At 36.1% G+C, this 18,875-nt stretch carries 20 protein-coding genes and 1 pseudogene; 14 read left to right on the top strand and 7 right to left on the bottom strand.

What is annotated here, in order from left to right; translation table 11 throughout:
• Positions 1-80: 80 nt before the first annotated feature.
• A pseudogene (locus tag AAGD87_RS05280) lies at positions 81-275 on the top strand (IS256 family transposase); the annotation flags it as partial.
• A 589-nt stretch (positions 276-864) separates the two neighbouring features.
• Positions 865-1,008 carry a hypothetical protein gene (locus tag AAGD87_RS05275; protein ID WP_341817463.1) on the top strand — a complete coding sequence of 48 codons (144 nt, stop codon included), beginning with the start codon at positions 865-867 and terminating at the stop codon, positions 1,006-1,008.
• A 27-nt stretch (positions 1,009-1,035) separates the two neighbouring features.
• Here the strand turns inward: AAGD87_RS05275 and AAGD87_RS05270 are convergent, their stop codons facing one another.
• The gene (locus AAGD87_RS05270; RefSeq protein WP_264339441.1) at positions 1,036-2,208 is read right to left on the bottom strand and encodes an NADH-quinone oxidoreductase subunit D; all 1,173 of its coding nucleotides are present in this window, start codon (positions 2,206-2,208) and stop codon (positions 1,036-1,038) included.
• 275 nt (positions 2,209-2,483) lie between these two features.
• Between AAGD87_RS05270 and AAGD87_RS05265 the strand changes: the two genes are divergently transcribed.
• From AAGD87_RS05265 to folD, 5 genes are all read left to right on the top strand, one after another.
• A complete protein-coding gene (locus AAGD87_RS05265) occupies positions 2,484-3,662 on the top strand; it encodes an aspartate aminotransferase family protein (protein WP_155968466.1) in 1,179 nt (392 codons plus the stop codon).
• Between the two features lie 88 nt (positions 3,663-3,750).
• Positions 3,751-5,034, top strand: a complete 1,284-nt coding sequence (locus tag AAGD87_RS05260; RefSeq protein ID WP_341817462.1) for an HlyC/CorC family transporter — start codon at positions 3,751-3,753, stop codon at positions 5,032-5,034.
• 13 nt (positions 5,035-5,047) lie between these two features.
• The gene (locus tag AAGD87_RS05255) at positions 5,048-5,314 is read left to right on the top strand and encodes a DUF2312 domain-containing protein (protein WP_010082293.1); all 267 of its coding nucleotides are present in this window, start codon (positions 5,048-5,050) and stop codon (positions 5,312-5,314) included.
• A complete protein-coding gene (locus AAGD87_RS05250) occupies positions 5,307-5,882 on the top strand; it encodes a UbiX family flavin prenyltransferase (protein WP_006280027.1) in 576 nt (191 codons plus the stop codon). The genes AAGD87_RS05255 and AAGD87_RS05250 overlap by 8 nt, the downstream gene beginning before the upstream one ends.
• Complete coding sequence (folD, locus tag AAGD87_RS05245; protein ID WP_155968464.1) at positions 5,866-6,744, top strand: bifunctional methylenetetrahydrofolate dehydrogenase/methenyltetrahydrofolate cyclohydrolase FolD; 879 nt, start codon at positions 5,866-5,868, stop codon at positions 6,742-6,744. Before AAGD87_RS05250 ends, folD begins: the two co-directional genes overlap by 17 nt.
• A 523-nt stretch (positions 6,745-7,267) precedes the next feature.
• On the opposite strand, the gene AAGD87_RS07880 is transcribed toward folD, so the two are convergent.
• From AAGD87_RS07880 to AAGD87_RS05240, 4 genes are all read right to left on the bottom strand, one after another.
• On the bottom strand, positions 7,268-7,432 hold the full coding sequence (locus AAGD87_RS07880) for an IS3 family transposase (protein WP_080717614.1): 165 nt from the start codon (positions 7,430-7,432) through the stop codon (positions 7,268-7,270).
• Positions 7,422-7,541: a hypothetical protein gene (locus AAGD87_RS07875; RefSeq protein ID WP_394356550.1), complete on the bottom strand. Its 120-nt coding sequence runs from the start codon at positions 7,539-7,541 to the stop codon at positions 7,422-7,424. Before AAGD87_RS07875 ends, AAGD87_RS07880 begins: the two co-directional genes overlap by 11 nt.
• 129 nt (positions 7,542-7,670) lie before the next feature.
• Positions 7,671-7,886, bottom strand: coding sequence for an IS3 family transposase (locus AAGD87_RS07870; protein ID WP_353286574.1), 216 nt, complete (start codon positions 7,884-7,886; stop codon positions 7,671-7,673).
• Between the two features lie 122 nt (positions 7,887-8,008).
• On the bottom strand, positions 8,009-8,311 hold the full coding sequence (locus AAGD87_RS05240) for a transposase (RefSeq protein ID WP_155968484.1): 303 nt from the start codon (positions 8,309-8,311) through the stop codon (positions 8,009-8,011).
• A 270-nt stretch (positions 8,312-8,581) separates the two neighbouring features.
• Here AAGD87_RS05240 and AAGD87_RS05235 point away from each other — a divergent pair, with 270 nt between their 5' ends.
• The 4 genes from AAGD87_RS05235 (at position 8,582) to AAGD87_RS05220 (ending at position 10,869) form a co-directional block, all read left to right on the top strand.
• Positions 8,582-8,923 carry a hypothetical protein gene (locus AAGD87_RS05235; RefSeq protein ID WP_041573517.1) on the top strand — a complete coding sequence of 114 codons (342 nt, stop codon included), beginning with the start codon at positions 8,582-8,584 and terminating at the stop codon, positions 8,921-8,923.
• 39 nt (positions 8,924-8,962) lie between these two features.
• Positions 8,963-9,604, top strand: a complete 642-nt coding sequence (fsa, locus tag AAGD87_RS05230) for a fructose-6-phosphate aldolase (protein WP_341817461.1) — start codon at positions 8,963-8,965, stop codon at positions 9,602-9,604.
• A gap of 336 nt (positions 9,605-9,940) precedes the next feature.
• Positions 9,941-10,081: a hypothetical protein gene (locus tag AAGD87_RS05225; RefSeq protein ID WP_242049534.1), complete on the top strand. Its 141-nt coding sequence runs from the start codon at positions 9,941-9,943 to the stop codon at positions 10,079-10,081.
• Positions 10,057-10,869 carry an ankyrin repeat domain-containing protein gene (locus tag AAGD87_RS05220; RefSeq protein ID WP_265038756.1) on the top strand — a complete coding sequence of 271 codons (813 nt, stop codon included), beginning with the start codon at positions 10,057-10,059 and terminating at the stop codon, positions 10,867-10,869. The genes AAGD87_RS05225 and AAGD87_RS05220 overlap by 25 nt, the downstream gene beginning before the upstream one ends.
• Positions 10,870-10,872: 3 nt before the next feature.
• Here the strand turns inward: AAGD87_RS05220 and secA are convergent, their stop codons facing one another.
• The gene (secA, locus tag AAGD87_RS05215) at positions 10,873-13,533 is read right to left on the bottom strand and encodes a preprotein translocase subunit SecA (protein ID WP_155968456.1); all 2,661 of its coding nucleotides are present in this window, start codon (positions 13,531-13,533) and stop codon (positions 10,873-10,875) included.
• Between the two features lie 473 nt (positions 13,534-14,006).
• Between secA and AAGD87_RS05210 the strand changes: the two genes are divergently transcribed.
• From AAGD87_RS05210 to AAGD87_RS05200, 3 genes are read left to right on the top strand one after another with little or no spacing between them, the layout of a single operon-like run.
• Positions 14,007-14,543 (top strand): hypothetical protein, encoded by a 537-nt coding sequence (locus AAGD87_RS05210; RefSeq protein WP_341817460.1) that lies wholly within the window; start codon positions 14,007-14,009, stop codon positions 14,541-14,543.
• Positions 14,513-15,250, top strand: a complete 738-nt coding sequence (locus tag AAGD87_RS05205; RefSeq protein WP_341817459.1) for a hypothetical protein — start codon at positions 14,513-14,515, stop codon at positions 15,248-15,250. The genes AAGD87_RS05210 and AAGD87_RS05205 overlap by 31 nt, the downstream gene beginning before the upstream one ends.
• Positions 15,251-15,282: 32 nt before the next feature.
• Positions 15,283-17,271 carry a tetratricopeptide repeat protein gene (locus tag AAGD87_RS05200; protein ID WP_341817458.1) on the top strand — a complete coding sequence of 663 codons (1,989 nt, stop codon included), beginning with the start codon at positions 15,283-15,285 and terminating at the stop codon, positions 17,269-17,271.
• 40 nt (positions 17,272-17,311) lie between these two features.
• Here AAGD87_RS05200 and odhB read toward each other — a convergent pair whose 3' ends face one another.
• On the bottom strand, positions 17,312-18,484 hold the full coding sequence (odhB, locus tag AAGD87_RS05195) for a 2-oxoglutarate dehydrogenase complex dihydrolipoyllysine-residue succinyltransferase (RefSeq protein WP_264339436.1): 1,173 nt from the start codon (positions 18,482-18,484) through the stop codon (positions 17,312-17,314).
• Positions 18,485-18,875 lie beyond the last annotated feature (391 nt).

Genomic DNA, 18,875 nt, shown 5'->3' with positions numbered 1-18,875 from the left:
CTTGACGCGTATGGTTCAAAAAAGTGTGTCAAACCAAAAAAAAAGTAATAAATTGATATAAAAAAAATGGAGGTTTGACAATGAGTCAGAAAGTAGTAAACAGAACTACCGGTTTGGTAGATTACAAAGAACTGGAAGCAAATATACTGTCATCAATAAGGGAAGGCAGACCATTAACAGGAAGGGATGGAGCATTTACACCATTTATAAAAAAGCTGCTGGAGGCAAGTTTGGAAGGTGAAATAGAAAATCACTTATTAGCTGAAAGTGAAGAGAGGGTTTGGTTGGAAGAAGTGGAGTAGCGAATGGATATACAAAACGCTGGGTCTATATTCAGACTACAGAATAAGGTATTACAAACCGAAAGCATCACCAGCACAATATGTTATAAACTTTGGTAAAGAATCTGCTAGGAAAGCGTAGTGCGGATGCTGCGTTTGACGAGGCGGGAGCTGGAAACGTTAACATGGGAATTTGGATTGAGGCCTATTGTGAAAACAATGGATCAGCCACCAAACCCTAAAGTAGGCGCGCCAGTTCTTGACCCTACATATTTTTTTGAAGGTTAAATCCAGCTTAGGGTCGAGAAACTTAGATAAAGCCATAGCCAAAGTGTTTAAAAATATTAATAATTATACACACAATTATTCAACCATATTTTTGAAGATAGCTATGCCGCCGCGGTATCTCTTAGCCGCTAACAAGTAGCGGGATGACGATTGTTGGTAAATCTAAGTCAGTTTAGCTATAGGCAGCAATTTTCTGTATTTATTTTAAATTGAAGGAAGCTCAAATGAAAGATCATGTTTTGCTAAAAATCACAGAATGCAGTCTAACAGTGAACGGTTACGCTTTTGATCAAAAATGTTATATAGTACACAATCAATTTTTCTGGATCCAAGTAGTCAAGGCACTGCCTTTGTGTTTGAGGGAAAATCGGCTATAACACTTAACATACTGCCTTTGCAAACAAATGTTCGTACAGTTATGTGTCAGCTACTTGCATGACGCCATTGCCTGAACGGGTACCAATGATTACCTATCAATCTCACCAAAAACTATATCGAGTGAGCCAATAATTGCTGCAACGTCAGCAAGCATGTGTCCTTTTGCCATAAAGTCTAAGGCTTGTAAATGCGCAAAGCCAGGTGCTCTTATTCGGCACCTATAAGGTCTATTGGTACCATCTGAAACTATATACACTCCAAACTCACCTTTTGGTGCCTCAACAACTGCGTAAGCCTCACCTTCTGGTACGTGATATCCTTCTGAATAGAGCTTAAAATGGTGAATCAGAGCTTCCATAGATTTTTTCATCTCTACTCTTGACGGTGGAGAAATTTTTCTATCTTCAGTTTTTATTTGCCCTTCAGGCATTTTCTCTATGCACTGCTTCACCAAACTGATAGATTGCCTAATCTCTGCCATTCTAACTAGATAACGGTCATAACAGTCGCCATTTTGGCCGATCGGTATATCAAAATCTAGTTGATCATATATCTCATATGGCTGGCTTTTTCGCAAATCCCAAGCAAGCCCAGCAGCGCGCAACATTGGGCCACTAAAGCCCCAATCAAGTGCCTGTTTAATTGATATTTCACTAATTCCTACAGTGCGTTGCTTCCATATCCTATTTTCTGTTAAAAGTTCATCAACATCGTCTATATATTTTGGAAATTGCTCTATAAACTTTGCAATATCCTCAATCAAATCTTCTGGAACATCTGCTGCAATTCCACCTGGCCTGATGTAAGCTGCGTGAAACCTTGCACCTGAAGCTCTTTCGTAAAATTCCAGTATTTTTTCTCTTTCTTCAAAGAGCCATAAAAGAGGGGTCATTGCTCCAACATCAAGTGCTTGAGAAGAAACGTTCAGTAAATGATTTAGTATTCTCGTCAGTTCACAAAACAAGACACGTAAATACTTTGCCCTAATTGGCACTTCACATTGCAACAATTTCTCCACACAAAGTGAATATGCATGCTCTTGTGACATTGGTGATACGTAATCAAGGCGATCAAAATAAGGCAAAGCTTGAAGATACGTTTTATGTTCTATTAATTTTTCAGTACCGCGGTGCAAAAGCCCAATATGGGGATCTGCCCTCTCGATCACTTCACCATCCATCTCTAAAACAAGACGCAACACTCCATGTGCAGCTGGGTGCTGAGGTCCAAAATTTAACATCATTGTCTTTAGATCGGGCATGTCCAGTAGTTTAAGATATTAAAATTGTATAGGCTAAAGTGCGCTCAAAGTCAATAAACTTCTTGCATAGGCTACAACTATCATTCAATAGAAACAAAAACTTTTACAATGGCTAATAAGTGTTGGTAAAACCAAGTCACTTTAGCTATAGAATGACAAAAAAGGTTTGCATTAGCCAAATTTTTAGTTGAAGTAGCATAAGAGGTTAAAGGAAAAGCTTTGTGTTAATGGATTCATTTCAGGTATAGTATAGATAATACCACAATACTTATAAAATGGATCATGTTGTTAATGCGTATAATAGACTTGACACTCCTATAGTCAGGGGAGAAGGGGCATATCTTTTTGATAAAGATGGTAAAAAATATTTAGATTTTGCTGCAGGTATTTCTACAACTTCTTTAGGGCATTGTCATCCATACATTACAGATAAGCTGAAAGAGCAATCGAGCTCATTATGGCACTGCTCTAACATTTTCACTATTCCCGAGCAAGAAAGGCTTGCCGAGCGTTTAACAACCCTGACTTTTGCAGATAAAGTTTTTTTCTGCTCAAGTGGGCTTGAAGCAACAGAAGCTGCAATTAAGTTTATTCGTCGTTACTTTTATTCAAAAGGGCAAGCAAAACGTAATCGTATTATTACAATTGAAGGAGGCTTTCATGGCCGCAGTATTGCTGCAATTTCTGCTGGAGGCAATGAAAAATCACGCGAAGGTTTTGCTCCGCTCCTTTCTGGTTTTGATAAAGTGCCAAGAAATGACATTAAAGCATTAGAAGAAAAAATCAACAATGAAATAGCTGCTGTATTTTTAGAGCCCATACAAAGCGAAGGTGGAGTATATCCACTAGACGTAGAATATCTTCAAAAAGTAAGGGAAATAACAAAAGCTCAAGGAATAATTTTGTGCTTTGATGAAGTGCAGTGCGGATATGGACGCATCGGTTCTTTATTTCATTATCAAAATGTCGGCATTGAACCTGATATGCTAACCTGTGCGAAGGCTATGGGTAACGGTTTTCCTGTAGCTGCATGTTTAGTGAAAGATTATATAGCAGAAGCAATTACTCCAGGAACTCATGGATCAACCTATGGTGGCAATCCACTTGCCATGACTGTTGGTAATGCAGTGCTCGATATAATGCTAAAAGAAGACTTTTTTGATCATGTTAAAAGAATTAGTAAATATTTAAAAGAAAAGCTGTTGCTTTTAGCTAAAGAATTTCCTGAGATGATTTTAGAAGTTCGTGGAGAAGGGTTACTAATGGGAATAGAACTAGCAACTCTTGTAGCTGATAAAATTATTAGTCGATCTCTTGATAAAGGTTTAATAATAACTAGGGTTTTAAACAACAAAGTAGTAAGGGTAACCCCACCACTTATCATTGAGGATGAGCATGTGAACGCAGCGTGTAATATGCTTTATGATTTGTTTTTTAAGATTAAAGGTATATAAAATTCGGCAATATAAATTCAGGCTTGCAAATGCCTCTCATAACATGTAAAATTAATTTTATTTTTTATCACAATAACATCGTACTTTAATGGATTGGTTATTGGTCTTAGTATCATCAGCAATTTTTGTTTTGTTAGTTTTATCGTTTTTGTTCTCAGGAGCAGAAATAGGCTTAACCTCAATTAGCCGTTCTCGAATTAATAAGCTAAAGCTAGACGGTAACAAAAAAGCCAGGGTAATAGATCGCTTATTAAATAGGAAAGAATTGACAATAGGAACGGTATTGCTCGGCAATACAATTATTAATATTACTTGCTCTGCTTTATTTACAGCAATATTTATCAATCTTTTTGGAAATGAGGGCATTCTCCTATCAACAATTATAATGACATTTTGTATTTTATTGTTCTGCGAAGTTCTACCAAAAACTTATGCTATTCAAAATCCTGAAAAATTTGCATCATTTTCTGCTTATTTTGTATTGTTTTTTGTAAAGATTTTTTCTCCATTGACACTAGGTATTCAATTTATTGTTAACCTCATCCTAAAATTATGTGGGCTGCATAAAGATAAGGAAGTGATATCTGCAGCGGATGCAATGCGTAATATGATTACTCTTCACCGCAGTGAAGGAACTATGTTGCAACAGGATTTAGATATGCTAAGCAGCATACTTGATTTGGCTGAGACAGAGATATCACAAATTATGACCCATAGAAGAAACCTATTTTCTCTTGATATAGATCGGAATAAAGAAGAGTTAATAAGAGAGATTTTAACCAGCAGTCACAGTAGAGTACCTTTATGGCAGAAGGAACCAGATAACATTGTAGGTGTAATTCACGTGAAAGCTCTAATAAATGCTTTGCGTGAAAAGAATAATAAAGCGGAAGAAGTTGACATTACCCAAGTTATGTCAAGGCCTTGGTTCATACCAGAAAGTACACCGCTCAGCGTGCAACTTCACAACTTCCGTAAGAACAGGAAACACCTTGCATTTGTTATTGATGAGTATGGAGCACTGCAGGGAATTGTAACTCTTGAGGATATACTGGAAGAAATAGTTGGAGAAATTTCGGATGAACATGATTTGATTACGGAGAATTTTATAAAGAAAATATCTGATAATATGTATCACATAGAAGGAAAATCTACTATTAGGGACATTAACAGGCAGTTATACTGGAATCTCCCTGATGAAGAAGCTACAACTCTAGCAGGTATGATTGTGAATGAAATAGAGCGCATTCCTGACGAAGGCGAGGAGTTTTCCATGTATGGTTTTCGCTTTAAGATTTTAAAAAAAGATAAAAATATTATTACTGTTGTTGAAGTGCAAGTAAAAACTGGTAATATTAGTGGCAGCAATTAATTAGTGGAGTTTCATGGAAGATACAGTAAAAATAACGGCTGAAGAGTTGAAGGGTTACATAGAGAGAATCGAAAAACTTGAACAAGAAAAGAGGGATGTGCAAGATCACATTCGTGATGTATATGCAAAAGCCGCAGATGAAGGTTGGGATATAAAAGTGATGAAACAAATTATTAGGCTGAGGAAGATGGATGATGATGACAGAGAGGAACAAGAAATATTGCTTGATACCTATAAACGTGCATTGGGAATGAGCTACGAAGAAGAGTTAAGTGAATAGCAGAATTGTAATTGGAATAAGTGGAGCATCTGGTTCTATTTACGGTGTGCGTATTTTAGAAGCGTTGAAAGACGTCGATTATGAAACTCATTTAGTGATAAGTCGTGCTGGGAAAATAACTTTAGCTCACGAGATTAAAGAAAAACTTGAAGATATTACATCACTTGCAGATTTTTACTATTCTGAAGAAAAGATTGGAGAAAAAATAGCAAGCGGCTCATTTAAAACCTCAGGGATGATTGTAGCACCATGCTCTATGAAGACAATGTCTGAAATCGCATCAGGTGTTACTTCCAATCTATTGACAAGGGCTGCAGATGTAACGCTAAAAGAAAGAAGAAAGTTAGTTCTTATGGTGCGAGAGTCACCACTGCATCTTGGGCATTTACAAAATATGTTAAAATTAACGGAGATGGGAGCAATTATTGCTCCACCAGTGCCTGCTTTTTATATTAAACCGAAATCGTTGGATGATATTATTAATCATTCTGTTGGCAAAGTATTGGATTTATTTGATATCAAATTACCCGACTTTAAGGAGTGGCAAGGAAGTGACAATTATTATTGATGGTAAAAAAATAGCAAACGACCTATGTGAGAGGCTATCACAAAAAATTGATATTTTAAAGAGAGAGTATAACATTTTTCCTTGCCTGAAAGTAATTCTCGTGGGCAGCAATCCAGCAAGTCAGGTTTATGTTCGCAACAAACAGAAAAAAGCAGAATCAATAGGCATAAGTTCTGAGACCATTGTTTTGCCTGATAATATTTCAGAAGATGAATTAATTGAAAAAATCAATGAATTAAATGAAGATCCATCTGTGCATGGCATTTTAGTGCAATTGCCTTTACCAAATCATATTAGTGCAAGCAGAGTAATTAACACAGTAAGTGTTGAAAAAGATGTAGATGGCTTTCATGATGAAAACGTTGGCAAATTAGTTAAAGGTGAAAAAAACTGCCTTATACCTTGCACTCCTAAAGGTTCTTTGCATTTAATTAAGTCAATTGAAGAGAACCTTTCCGGTAAAAACGCAGTGGTAATTGGTAGGTCAAATATCGTGGGCAAGCCAATGTTTTACCTGCTATTGCAAGAAAACTGCACTGTCACCATCTTGCATTCACAAAGCAAGGATTTAGCTGAATATTGCTCTAAAGCGGATATAGTAGTTGCAGCAGTCGGAAAGCCAAATTTTGTTCAAGCAGACTGGATAAAGAAAGGTGCAATAGTGATCGATGTTGGCATAAATAGCGTTAACGTAGGAAAGCTTGTAGGTGATGTTGACTTTGAAGGAATAAAAGGGAAAGCCAAAGCTATGACCCCAGTACCCGGGGGCGTTGGCCCAATGACCATTGCATTTCTAATGATGAACACTGTTATTGCTGCTTGCTTGCAAAAGGGAGTTGATGCTTCTGATTTCATTAGTTGAGGTATGAAGAGGAAAGCTATATGAAGATAGAATGTACCATATCACAATTAATAAAAAATTGAGATTTTTGAAATTCCTCAGTAGTCAAATTTATTAAATATTTAGGATCATCATCTATTCTTTTTTCTCTACAAGTATAGCTAAAGTGGCTTAGGTTTACCTACAATTTGAAAAACAACAAATTCGTCATTCCGCTACTCGTTAGCGGAATCTATGCTGAGATACCGCGGCGATATGACGTAGGGAAACCTTTCTTGGGTTAGCTATAGTTAGTGGAATTGCAAAGTTTCTAGGCATAAAAAGCTTTGAACCTAATATATGAGCCAAACTTGATTTTCCAACCGTAGATACACCTGTAATAAAAATAATAGTCTTCATTTTGTGAATTTACTTGCTATATGAACTATCGGAGAAATTTTTTTATAGTTTATAGTATCTGACCTTACCCAGAAAAAGTGGAGAGAAAGTTTGGAATGTTTTTCACAAAGAGAATGATGAATCAAAATGCTCAGGAATGCAATAGTTAATAGTGACGTTGTTTGTTATAAAAAATTTCTATGTATTCAAATATTGCAGTTCTAGTTTGTTGAGCAGAGTGTTGTGAAGTATCAATAAGTATTTCTCTTTTCAATGAGCTAAAGAAGCTTTCCACAACAGAATTGTCGTAACAACAACCTTTATGACTCATCTATGTTTTTTATGGATAAGAGATATTGATAACCTTGCGAAGTATATTGTGAACCTTGATCACTATGTAATAGTAGATTTTTGGCAGGTTTACGCTTGTTAACGGCCATTAATAAAGAGTCCATAACCAATTGTTTATTTATTGAACTGCTCATTAACTACCATGCGTGAATATAGATCGATTATTGTTGCCAAATATAGCCATCCTTCTTTGGTTTTTATATAAGTAATCCCATACTTTATTTGGTTGATCGACAATAAAGTTTTGGTCTAATATATTGGGAGCTACTGTCCGTTTGTTGTTTCTTAATTTTAAATTTTCTTCTCAATATAGCCTGAATACCATTTTTCTGCATAATACTTTGCACTGTTTTTAAGTTGCAACTTTTACCCAAAGCCTTCAATTCAGCATGAATTTTAGGAGCTCCATATCTACATTTAGAAACTTGATATATTTTTTGAATAGCTGCGAGTAGCTCTTTATTTGCTGATTCTCTACTGCTTATTTTTCTTGTGGTCCACTTATAGTAGCCACTAGCAGAAAATCCTACATAATTCCTGTACTTTATAGCAGTTACTATATAAAAAAATATTTTACTCTTTTTGACTGGCCAGGGCTTTTTTTTAAATGTCTCTTTCCCTTGTTACTCTTGCTTTGTAAATCAAACCTCTCTTTGTCGTAAGGAGCCATGTTACCTCTACCTGGAAATGCATTTGCCGCTGACTTTTTTTCGTTATATTTCTTCATCCATTTTCCTAATACACTATCCCTTATTCCTAGATCTCTTGCTACTTTTGCAACTGGTTGACCTACCTTTCTTTGTTCATTTGCCAGCTTAACAGCTTCCAATTTGAATTCTGCCGTATATTCTCTTGCCATTTCTAATCCTCCAAAATTTTATTTTACCCGAAAAAACTCCTTTCTTTCTCTCCACTTTTTCTGGGTAAGGTCAATATACCAGTGCCGAAAATAGTTGACAAAGATTGTGTATACTTATTACAATTGTTTGGGTACCAGAAGTTTTTACGGCAACAAAGTATGCACTAACTATAAGTAAGGAAGACTTTAAGCAGGCAATAAAAAAAATGAAGTAACGTTTAAAAGAGATTGAAGGAGAGAAGAAAAAGGTAAAAGGGAATACGGCAGAAAATGAATCTTATTACAAATAGCATAAAGGGCTTTTATTCTAGTGTTAAATCGGACCTAGATTGGCAAGCCAAACGTAGTCTTATTAGAACATTAGTAAAAGAAGTCAACATTGATCTTGATAAAGTAGATGTAGTATTTAAGATCAAAGAACTTGAAAACCCCGCCCAGAATGGACAAAATCAAAAGATGGTACATTGTCTAAGGGGTCTGGGCACTGGGATGACATCTTTTTTCTTGGTACAAATTACTCTTATGTCTCAATATTTGTACAGTTGTGTTATCGGCTGTTTGATGTTTACAACGCAGGAAGTTCATACGGTTGTAAGTCAAGCGGTAGGATGACAAGATTTTGCAAGGGTATTTTTTTTATAGGAGATTAATATGGAAATTTTTCTTGATAGCGTTGATTTAAATGAAATTAAAGGACTAAAGGAGTTCATTGACGGCATAACAACTAATCCTTCTTTAATAGCAAAGTCCGGGCGTAAAGATAAATACGAGGATTTAGTGCGTGAAATATGCTCTATTATAAAAGGGCCTGTTAGTGTTGAAGTTGTTGCAGATAGCCATGAAGAGATGATCACAGAAGGTCTGAATTTAGCAAAAATTGCTGATAATGTTGTGATCAAATTACCTCTTACACATGAAGGATTAATTTCTTGTAAAAAGTTATGGACAGAGCATAAAATACCTGTTAACATCACATTATGTTTTTCTCCTGGACAAGCACTGCTTGCCGCTAAGTTCGGTGCTTGTTTTATTTCCCCCTTTGTTGGTCGCCTTGATGATATAAGCTATGATGGCTTATCGCTAATAGAAGATATATGTACTATATATTCTAATTACGGTTTTGATACTAAAGTTCTTGTTGCATCAGTGAGAAGCCCAGCGCATGTAATAGAAACTGCAAGGCTTGGTGCTGATTCAATTACTGTGCCAGCAAAAGTACTTAGACAATTAATTAATCACCCACTTACTGACCAAGGACTAGCAATATTTGAAAAAGACTGGGGTGTAAAATAATAAACGGTTACAAATGAACATAAAAATTGGCGTATCCGTTCAGGCAATGGCGTCAACTTAAGAGCCTTCATTAGCAAACTCTCCTAAAGACATGATGGCGTTTGCTACCTTATTGCGGCTGCCCTGGTCGAATTTTAACTTTATAGCTAACCCAAGAAAGGTTTCCCTACATCATACCGCCGAGGCGCTAACGAGTAGCGGAATGACGAATTTGTTGTTTTTCAAATTGTAGGTAAACCTAAAGCTATAGAAAAAAAGAAGAACCAGTTTCTTAGTTTTTCATTGACATAATCCACTCCATATGCCATAATAAAATTTTATATCTTGGAGAAGGAAATGACATTAAGGTTAATACTACAAGAAGTCAACAGTAGTCCAGATCTGAGTAAGGAAAATTTAATTGATAGAATTAAAGATAAGCTGCAGCAGGAAAATCAACTTATATATGATGAGTGGAAAAAAACGAATTTGATATAAATTACACGTTTATAGTGCTCAAGTGCAATTTATTACTTATAGCAGCTGAAAATGGCTATGAAAAAGTAGTAAGATACTTAACAAAAAACGGAGCTAATGTTAATGTACAAGATGAATGGGAAAAAACCTCCTTACATTATTCTGCTCAGCATGGGCATGCACAAGTAGTAGAAGTTTTGCTAGAAGAAGGAGCAGACGTTAATGCACAAAATGAAGATAAAGGGACTCCTTTGCATTATGCTGCTTATAGTGGTCATATAGAAGTAGTAAAACATCTTATAAAAAAAGAGGCAGATGTTAATGTAGTGGACAGATATGGAAGAAGTCCTTTACATTATGCTGCTGAGAATGGATACACACAAGTAGTAGAAGTTTTGCTAGAAGAGGGAGCAGACGTTAATGCACAAGATAAAGACGGAAGAACTCCTTTATATTATGCTGTTTATTACACTCATGGTGAACATCCAAGACTAAATTATCAACATCCAAAAGTAGCGAAACTTCTGCTAAATTATGGTGCAGATCCATCATTTATTCATAGACCTAAAGCTATAACAGCAGGAATTACTGTAGGTATATTAGCTGCCATTGTTGCTCCATTAGCACTCATTTATGCTACTGCATTACCTGCACTAGCAATAGTTGTAATTACTGTGGCATCTGCACTGATCGTTGGTGGAATTTCCTATGGGGTTGCATATAAGTCATCAGAGCATTCATTAAACAGTAAGCTAAGTGAGGTTAGCTGCAGTAATGTTGATGGAAATAAACAAACTGTACAACCATAATTATTAATTCACCACAGTAACCGCGCCGTGGCAGTGTTTGTACTTCTTTCCAGAATTACAAGGGCACTTGTCGTTTCTTGAGACTTTGGGAAGTCTGCTATTTCTAGCAGAATGTAACCTATTGCCTATCTCTTGGTTATCTGCCAACTTAAAGTGCGCTAGGCGGTGAATGGTGAGTTCCTTCCATTTTTCAAGCATTGACTCAAACATCAAGAAAGCTTCGCGTTTAAATTCATTCAGTGGATCTTTCTGCCCCATGGCACGTAGGCTTATGCTTTGTCTTAGGCTCTCTAGAACTGAAAGGTGTTCCCTCCATAAATGATCAAGTGTCATTATCATCATTTGCTTCACGATCGTATTCCACAAATCTGTAGTGTGCTGACTGTTGAAATATTTTTCTTTCTCAGTAAAAAATTCTTGTATCTTATCATTTATATAATCCAAAGCTTCTTGTTTGTTTAAAAACTTTGCTAAATCTTCTTTATCAAGCGTTATTCCATACCTTGTATGGAATTCTTTGACTATATCTTCAATATAATCCTCATAATAGCCACTTTGGACTATACCTTCTATTACGCTCTCATTTACTTCGCTATATACTTCAAGTAAATCATTAATTTCGTTGCCTAAGATATTGTTTCTCTGCTTAAAAATAACTTTACGTTGGTTATTGATTACGTCATCAAACTTAAGTAGAGATTTCCGCACGTCATAGTTTCTAGCTTCAACTTTCTTTTGCGCTTTCTCAAGTGCCTTATTGATCCATGGATGATGAATAGCTTCGTTATTCTTTAACCCTACTTTTTGTAAAAAGCTTCTCATTCTATCAGAACCAAATATTCTCATTAGGTCATCTTCGAGCGATAAAAAGAACTTAGAAAGTCCAGGATCACCCTGACGGCCAGAACGGCCACGTAATTGATCATCTATTCTCCTGCTTTCATGTCTTTCGGTTCCAACCACACATAAACCACCAGCTTTTATAGCAATTTCCTTATCTTTTTTTACTCTTTCAACTATTTCTTGATATTTTTTTTCTCTTTCATCAGCATTTTTTATCTTCTTTAGCTCCACCTTTGCGATCATTTCAGCATTTCCACCAAGCTGAATATCAGTTCCACGTCCTGCCATGTTAGTTGCTATAGTGACACTACCTGGCACCCCAGCTTGCGCTATTATGTACGCCTCTTGTTCATGATAACGAGCATTCAATACTGAATGCTTAAGAGAATGGCTTTGCAAAAGCGCAGAAAGCTTCTCAGAGTTTTCGATGCTCACCGTGCCAACAAGGACCGGTTGAAGGCGTTTGTGGCATTCTTCTATAAACTTCAATACAGCATTAAATTTTTCCTTTTCTGTACCGTAAATTTCATCATCAATATCAACTCTTTTTACAGATACATTGGTTGGAATTTTTACTACATTTAATCTGTATATATCACGAAACTCTTCTGCCTCTGTTGCTGCTGTTCCAGTCATTCCGGAAAGTTTATTGTACATACGAAAGTAATTCTGAAATGTGACCGATGCTAAAGTTTGGTTTTCATGCTGAATTTCAAGATTCTCCTTCGCTTCAAGTGCCTGATGAAGACCATCGGAATATCTCCTGCCCTCCATCATACGCCCAGTAAATTCATCAATAATCACTACCTTTCCATCTTTCACTATATAATCTTTATCAGCAGTGAACAGCTTATGTGCACGTAATGCTTGGTCCATATAATGAGTCATTATCATGCTGTCAGTATCATAGAGCGAGGAATTTTCAGGAATGAGATTGTATGATCTTAGTAGTTCCTCCACTCGTGAAATACCATCTTCAGTCAAGAATACCGTTCTACCTTTTTCATCTACTTCATAATCAGAGTCAACTAATTTGGTTACTATTTTATTGATATGCTTATATATCTGATTGTTTTCCTCAACCGGGCCAGAAATAATAAGCGGAGTGCGAGCTTCATCAATGAGTATTGAGTCCACTTCATCAACTATTCCGTAGTGAAAGCCTCTCTGAACCATGTCTTCTTGAGAAAATTTCATATTGTCTCGCAGGTAATCAAAGGCAAGCTCGTTATTTGTGGAATACACGATATCTGCACTGTAAGCCTCTTTCCTCTCTTCGTCTGTCAAGTTATTCGTAATAAACGCAACAGAAACCCCAAGAGAATTATATAATTTGCTCATCCACTCTGTGTCTCGTTTTGCAAGGTAGTCATTAACAGTTACGACGTGTACGCCTTTCCCTTCTAAGGAATTTAGATATGCTGCTAAAGTTGCAACGAGTGTCTTTCCCTCTCCTGTTTTCATTTCTGATATCATACCATTGTGGAGCACCATTCCACCAATCAGTTGAACATCAAAGTGCCTCATGTTAAGAAACCTTCGAGAGGCTTCACGTACAACTGCAAATGCAGGTACGAGAAGATCATTTAACGTTTTCCCATTTTTCAATTCTTGTTTGAATTCTTCAGTTTTACCAGCAAGCTCCTCATCAGATAAACTCTGCATTTCTGTTTCTAATGCATTTATTTGCTGAACAATTTTCCTAAAGGATTTTATTATCTTCTTGTTTGTGGAACCAAATATCTTTCTTATAAAAAAGAATGACAACGTAAAAATGAAAAATATAAGAATGGCTGTCAAAATTAGCGGAGAATCTAGCATAAACTTAAGTAACGTCTTATTTAATATGAGATTATATTACTAAATGCAGCCTACAGCAATTACATATTAGATTCGGGGAATCCTTATTCATATACTAAGGTAATAAACAAAGGAACACTTCCAACCCTGTTCTTGCAGGCACTGTTATTGAAATATTAAAGAATCTGTTGCATTATCTTAGGCACTTGGTGACTTTAATTTTTTATAGAAAGAAGTTATTCGTAGGTTTAGTAGGGTATGAATGTAGAAAATAAACAGTCTGAAATACTTAGTAATCGTATATTTAAGAAGAGAGATGGCACATCAACAGGTGATCATGGTTGCAAGTATGAAGTAAAATTATTAATGCTGTATCTACTTTATGGGTTAAGTAGTAAAATTGACTTTTGGTTAGCATCAAACATAGAAGGTTTTGGAGCCTTTGATGATATTTTTTTGAGTATAAAGATCAGAAGAACAAATCGAGAATTATCTTGGTTCAAGCTAAACACCGTAACGACCCTAGTTCATCAGCGAATATTACTTTTGAAGATTTGTTTATTGATGGAAACAATAGAAAGCGACAGAAAGAGGATTTCGGGTTAAACAAATATTTTGAATCTCATCCTGAGATTAAGCAAAACCCTGAGTATAAGAACAGTGATATTACACTTGTCATTCATGCTAATGTTAATGTGAACTTAAAAAAAGGTACAGAAAAGCAAGGCAAAGTAGAAACATTAGAGGAGTATCTGGAAGAGTCAAAGTTAACAGATGATAACATTTTAAGTATTTATGAAGGTCACAGAGGAACGTGCTACAAAATAAAAAATCATATTGAACTGAAAAAATACTTCAGTTGCGGCAGTGAAGATGAAATAGAAGATTTTTTACTTAGAATAAGGTTTGTAGTTAATCAACCTAATCATTCAAAATTAGATGATATTATTAAGAAAGAAATAGGGAGATATACAAAATATCAGGCAAGAAAAACATTGACATGGTTTTTGACTTTGCACGCGGGAAGGTAGAAAAATGGTGGGAACAACAGGGTAGCGAAGTTTCTTATCTAACAAGAAAAGACAATTATTTTAAGGAAGCCATAGAACATCTTTATAGTCTCAAACTTAAGGAAGATCTACCTGAATTTTGGCAAGTCCCTCTTCGAAATTATAACTTTGTCGGCAGAGAAGCGCTGCTAGATAAAATAGAAGAATGCCTGAAAGCTAATGATACAGCAACACTAGTTGCTTGTCATGGAATAGGTGGAATAGGTAAAACACAATTAGCATTAGAATTTATTTGGAGTAAGCTCCAAAAATATAGATGGATAATTTGGCTTGATACACGAGATAGAAATACTTTAATTAACGAGTACATCAAGTTAGGACGTGGACTAAACGTTATTCATGGTTACAGAGAAAACGTTCGTGAAGAAGATCACGCCAAGCATGTTAAGTATTGGCTAGAACACCCTGAACGTGCTGGGTGGCTACTGATATGCGATAACGCTCCTAACTACAAAGGTATAGCAGATTTACTTCCTATAGAAGGAGGAAAGATATTATTAACTTCTCGTTATACATTTGGCTGGCCACAACCACAGAACACTATTTCTGTTGATGTTTTTGAACCTGGAGAATCAAGGAGCTACATTTGTAAGATACTAGAAGTGGAAGGAACAAAGCTAGATATAATTCAAGTGGATGCATTAGCAAAGACATTAGGTCATTTATAGCTCTTTTTACAATAATCCGAACAGACCGTAATATGCTACTGGCCTGCTATAGCCATAAACACATATCTTATCGCATTCGGACTATTATAAGAAAGGCTATACCTTTAGCTTTAGCCCAAGCAAGGGCTTATATAAAGAAAACAGGTATAAATATTTCAGACTATTTGAAATTATATAACGATAGAAAACGAGCTTTATTATCTGATGAAACATTGCTTGAAACATTTCCAGCCGACGCTAATAGAGAGACTGCAGCAATAGTGTATGTTACATGGGACATCACAGTAGAAGCAATAAAAAAAGAATCCTTATTGGCAGCTAACTGGCTTACTGCTTGTGCTTACTTAGATGGTAGTCCTATTCCTCAATCTTTACTAGAAATCTTTGCTGATAATCAAGAAAATAATCCTTCCTTAGAAACTTTCCATGAAGCGTTTGGAATATTAATAAGTTACTCCATGTTAACTACCAAAAAAGATCATAGTATGTTAATACACAGCTTGGTTCAAGAAGTTATAAGGCTAAAGTCAGAGAAAAGTGGAAAAACTAAAGAAGACATAAAGACTGTTTTTCAACTATTACAAAAGGGTTTTCCTTACCACAGTGATAAACTAGAAGATTATGCTAAGAAACGACAATTATTACCACATTTAGAAGCATTTTTATCACACATGGATAATTTGCTAGAAAAAAATTCTTCAGAAAAGCAAACAATAGAAAAGGATTATCTTTTAGATTTGTTAATGTGGATTAATGATGGATACTCTGATTTAGGTAACCCTAAAAGACAAAAGGAGTTGATCGAATGGATTTTACCTATTCTTCAGAGGCATTTTATCCCTGATTATGAAATTGCTACACTGCTGGTAAGTCTTGGTATTGCTTATAATGCTTTAGACAATCCTCGGAACGCAAAAGAGTTGTTTGAATGGGCTTTACCTATTCTTGAGAAATATTATGGTTCTGATTGTCCTAAAGTTGCTGTTGCACTGACAAACCTTGGTAACGCTTATGAGGATTCGGGTAATCCTCATAAAGCAAAAAAGTTGTTTGAATGGGCTTTACCTATTTTTGAGAAACATTATGGCTCTGATCATCCTAAAGTTGCTGTCATACTGACAAACCTTGGCCACGCTTATGAGAATTTAGATAATCCCCGGAGAGCAAAAAAGTTGTTTGAGCAAGCTTTAGCAATTCAAGAGAAACATTATGGACTTGATCATTTCGAAGTTGCTAAACTACGGGCAAACCTCGGTCTTGTTTGTTATGCTTTGGGTGATCTTCAGAAAGCAAAGGAGCTGTCTGAACGGGCTTTACCTATTTTTGAGAAACATTACGGTCCTGACCATCTTGAATTTGCTAAACTGTTGTCAAACTTAGGTGTCATTTATGGGGGTCTAGGTTATCATAAGAAAAGAAAGAGGTTACTTGAACGGGCTTTAGCAATCAAAAGGAAACATTACAGGTCTGACCATTTCGAAGTTGCTATACTGCTGGTAAATCTTGGTATTGCTCATAATGCTTTAGGTAGTTCTCAGAAAGCAAGAGAGTTGCTTGAACGTGCTTTACCTATTTTTGAAAAACACTATGGCCCTGATCACCCGGAAGTTGCTAAACTACTGGTAACCCTTGGCATTACTTATGGCATTTTAGGTAAACATAAGAAAAATCAAGAGTTGCTTAAACGGGCTTTACCTGTTTTTAAGAAACATTATGGCCCTGATCATCCAGAAATTGCTATTATACTAATAAGCCTCGGCATCTCTCATGGGGACTTAGGTGACCACGAGAAACAAAAGGAGCTGTTTGAACAGGCCTTGCCTATTCTTGAAAAACATTATGGCCCTGATCACCCGGAAGTTGCTACACTACTGATAAACCTAAGCGACGCCTATGGTGCTCTAGGTAACCATAAGAAACAAAAGGAGTTGTTTGCACGGGCTTCATCCATCTTTAAGAAACATTATGGCCCTGATCATCCGGAAGTTGCTAAACTGCTGGCAGAGCTAGATGATATTTAGGCTTTTAGCAACACTAGATTAATAATCACTTATTTTATAATCACACTTCCAAAACTAACCTGTTTGGATCTTCTATATAATTTTTTATTTTAACGAGGAAAGTTACTGCTCCTTTGCCGTCAACTATTCTGTGATCGTAAGAGAGAGCAATGTACATCATAGGTCTGATTTCTACTGCATTACCAACAGCAACTGGCCTGTTTTGTATTGAATGCATTCCAAGTATTCCAGATTGCGGAGGGTTTATTATCGGAGTGGAAAGAAGTGAACCGTATACTCCACCGTTTGAGATGGTAAATGTTGCACCTTCCATTTCTGATACTTGTAATTTACCCTCACGAGCTTTTTTGCCAAGAGCAACTAAAGTCAACTCAATTTCTGCAAATGACATCTGATCGGCACCCCGAATAACTGGTACAACAAGACCTTTATCGGTGCCAACAGCAACACCTACGTCATAGTAATGTTTATATATGATTTCATCGCCTGAGATTTCAGCGTTAATTTCAGCAATTTCTTTCAATGCTTGCACCGCTGCCTTTATAAAAAACGACATAAAACCAAGTTTTATTCCATATTTTTTTTCAAAGGCGTCCTTATATTTTGCTCTTAGATCCATGACATTCTTCATGTCAATTTCATTGAACGTGGTCAGTATTGCAGCAGTATTTTGCGATGCTTTCAAACGAGCGGCAATTACTTGCCTTATTTTGCTCATTTTTACTCGTTCCTCTCTTTGCTCTCCATTTACTACACTTTTTGGCAATTCGTATTGTTTTATTGCAGGCTGTTCTGTTTTGTTTATATGGCCTATTACATCTGCTTTTGTTATTCTGCCTCCCATGCCAGTTCCTTTGACGCTTTCTGCACTGATTGCATTTTCTTCCATAATTTTACGAGCTGATGGAGCATCTTTTTTAGCAGCACTTTCGCTTTTATCTTCTTTTCTCGCTTCCTCTTTTACTTCTCCCATGGAAAGCTTCGCTAACAATTGATCAGGACTTATTACATCATCTTCTTTTATAAGAAATTCAGTTATTTGCCCTGAAGCTTCTGCAGTTAATTCGAGTGCTGTTTTGTCAGTTTCAATTTCAAAGATCAAGTCATCTACTTTTACTGCTTCTCCAATACCCTTCTTTATTTTTACTATACCTTCTGTAACTGATTCACCACCAAGAGTTTTTGGTGCTCTGATTTCTATAATTTTGCTCATAAAACAACTTCCGTATAAAACTTTCTATAGATTTATACATGAAAAGAGACATGTAATAAACTAATAAATTCATTGAGGCTCTTATCATTTAGAAGTGACAAACGGATAACATATTCCCAAATGTCATTCCAGCACGTGACGCTAGGCCATAAAAATTCCTTGACAAGCTTTGTCAGCCCCCCTATCATGGTACTGAAGCTATTTATTTATCTTCGTAATCTGTGCAGGTTAATGACAAAAAACTTAGGGTATTTGGCGTCTCATGTTTAATTTTTCGCACTACGTGCATCGCATGTCTTTAAAAATTTTTAGGTTTTTACCTATATAAGCCGAAACGCGCTTACAAAGCGTTTAAGACAGCAAAAAACGTCAAATTGACAAGGGAGAATTT

The sequence above is a fragment of the Wolbachia endosymbiont (group A) of Pherbina coryleti genome (assembly GCF_964026875.1).
In the GTDB taxonomy this organism is placed as follows: Bacteria; Pseudomonadota; Alphaproteobacteria; order Rickettsiales; family Anaplasmataceae; genus Wolbachia; species Wolbachia pipientis.
Note: the sequence above shows the minus strand (reverse complement) of the source record. Positions and strands in the feature narration are given on the sequence as shown.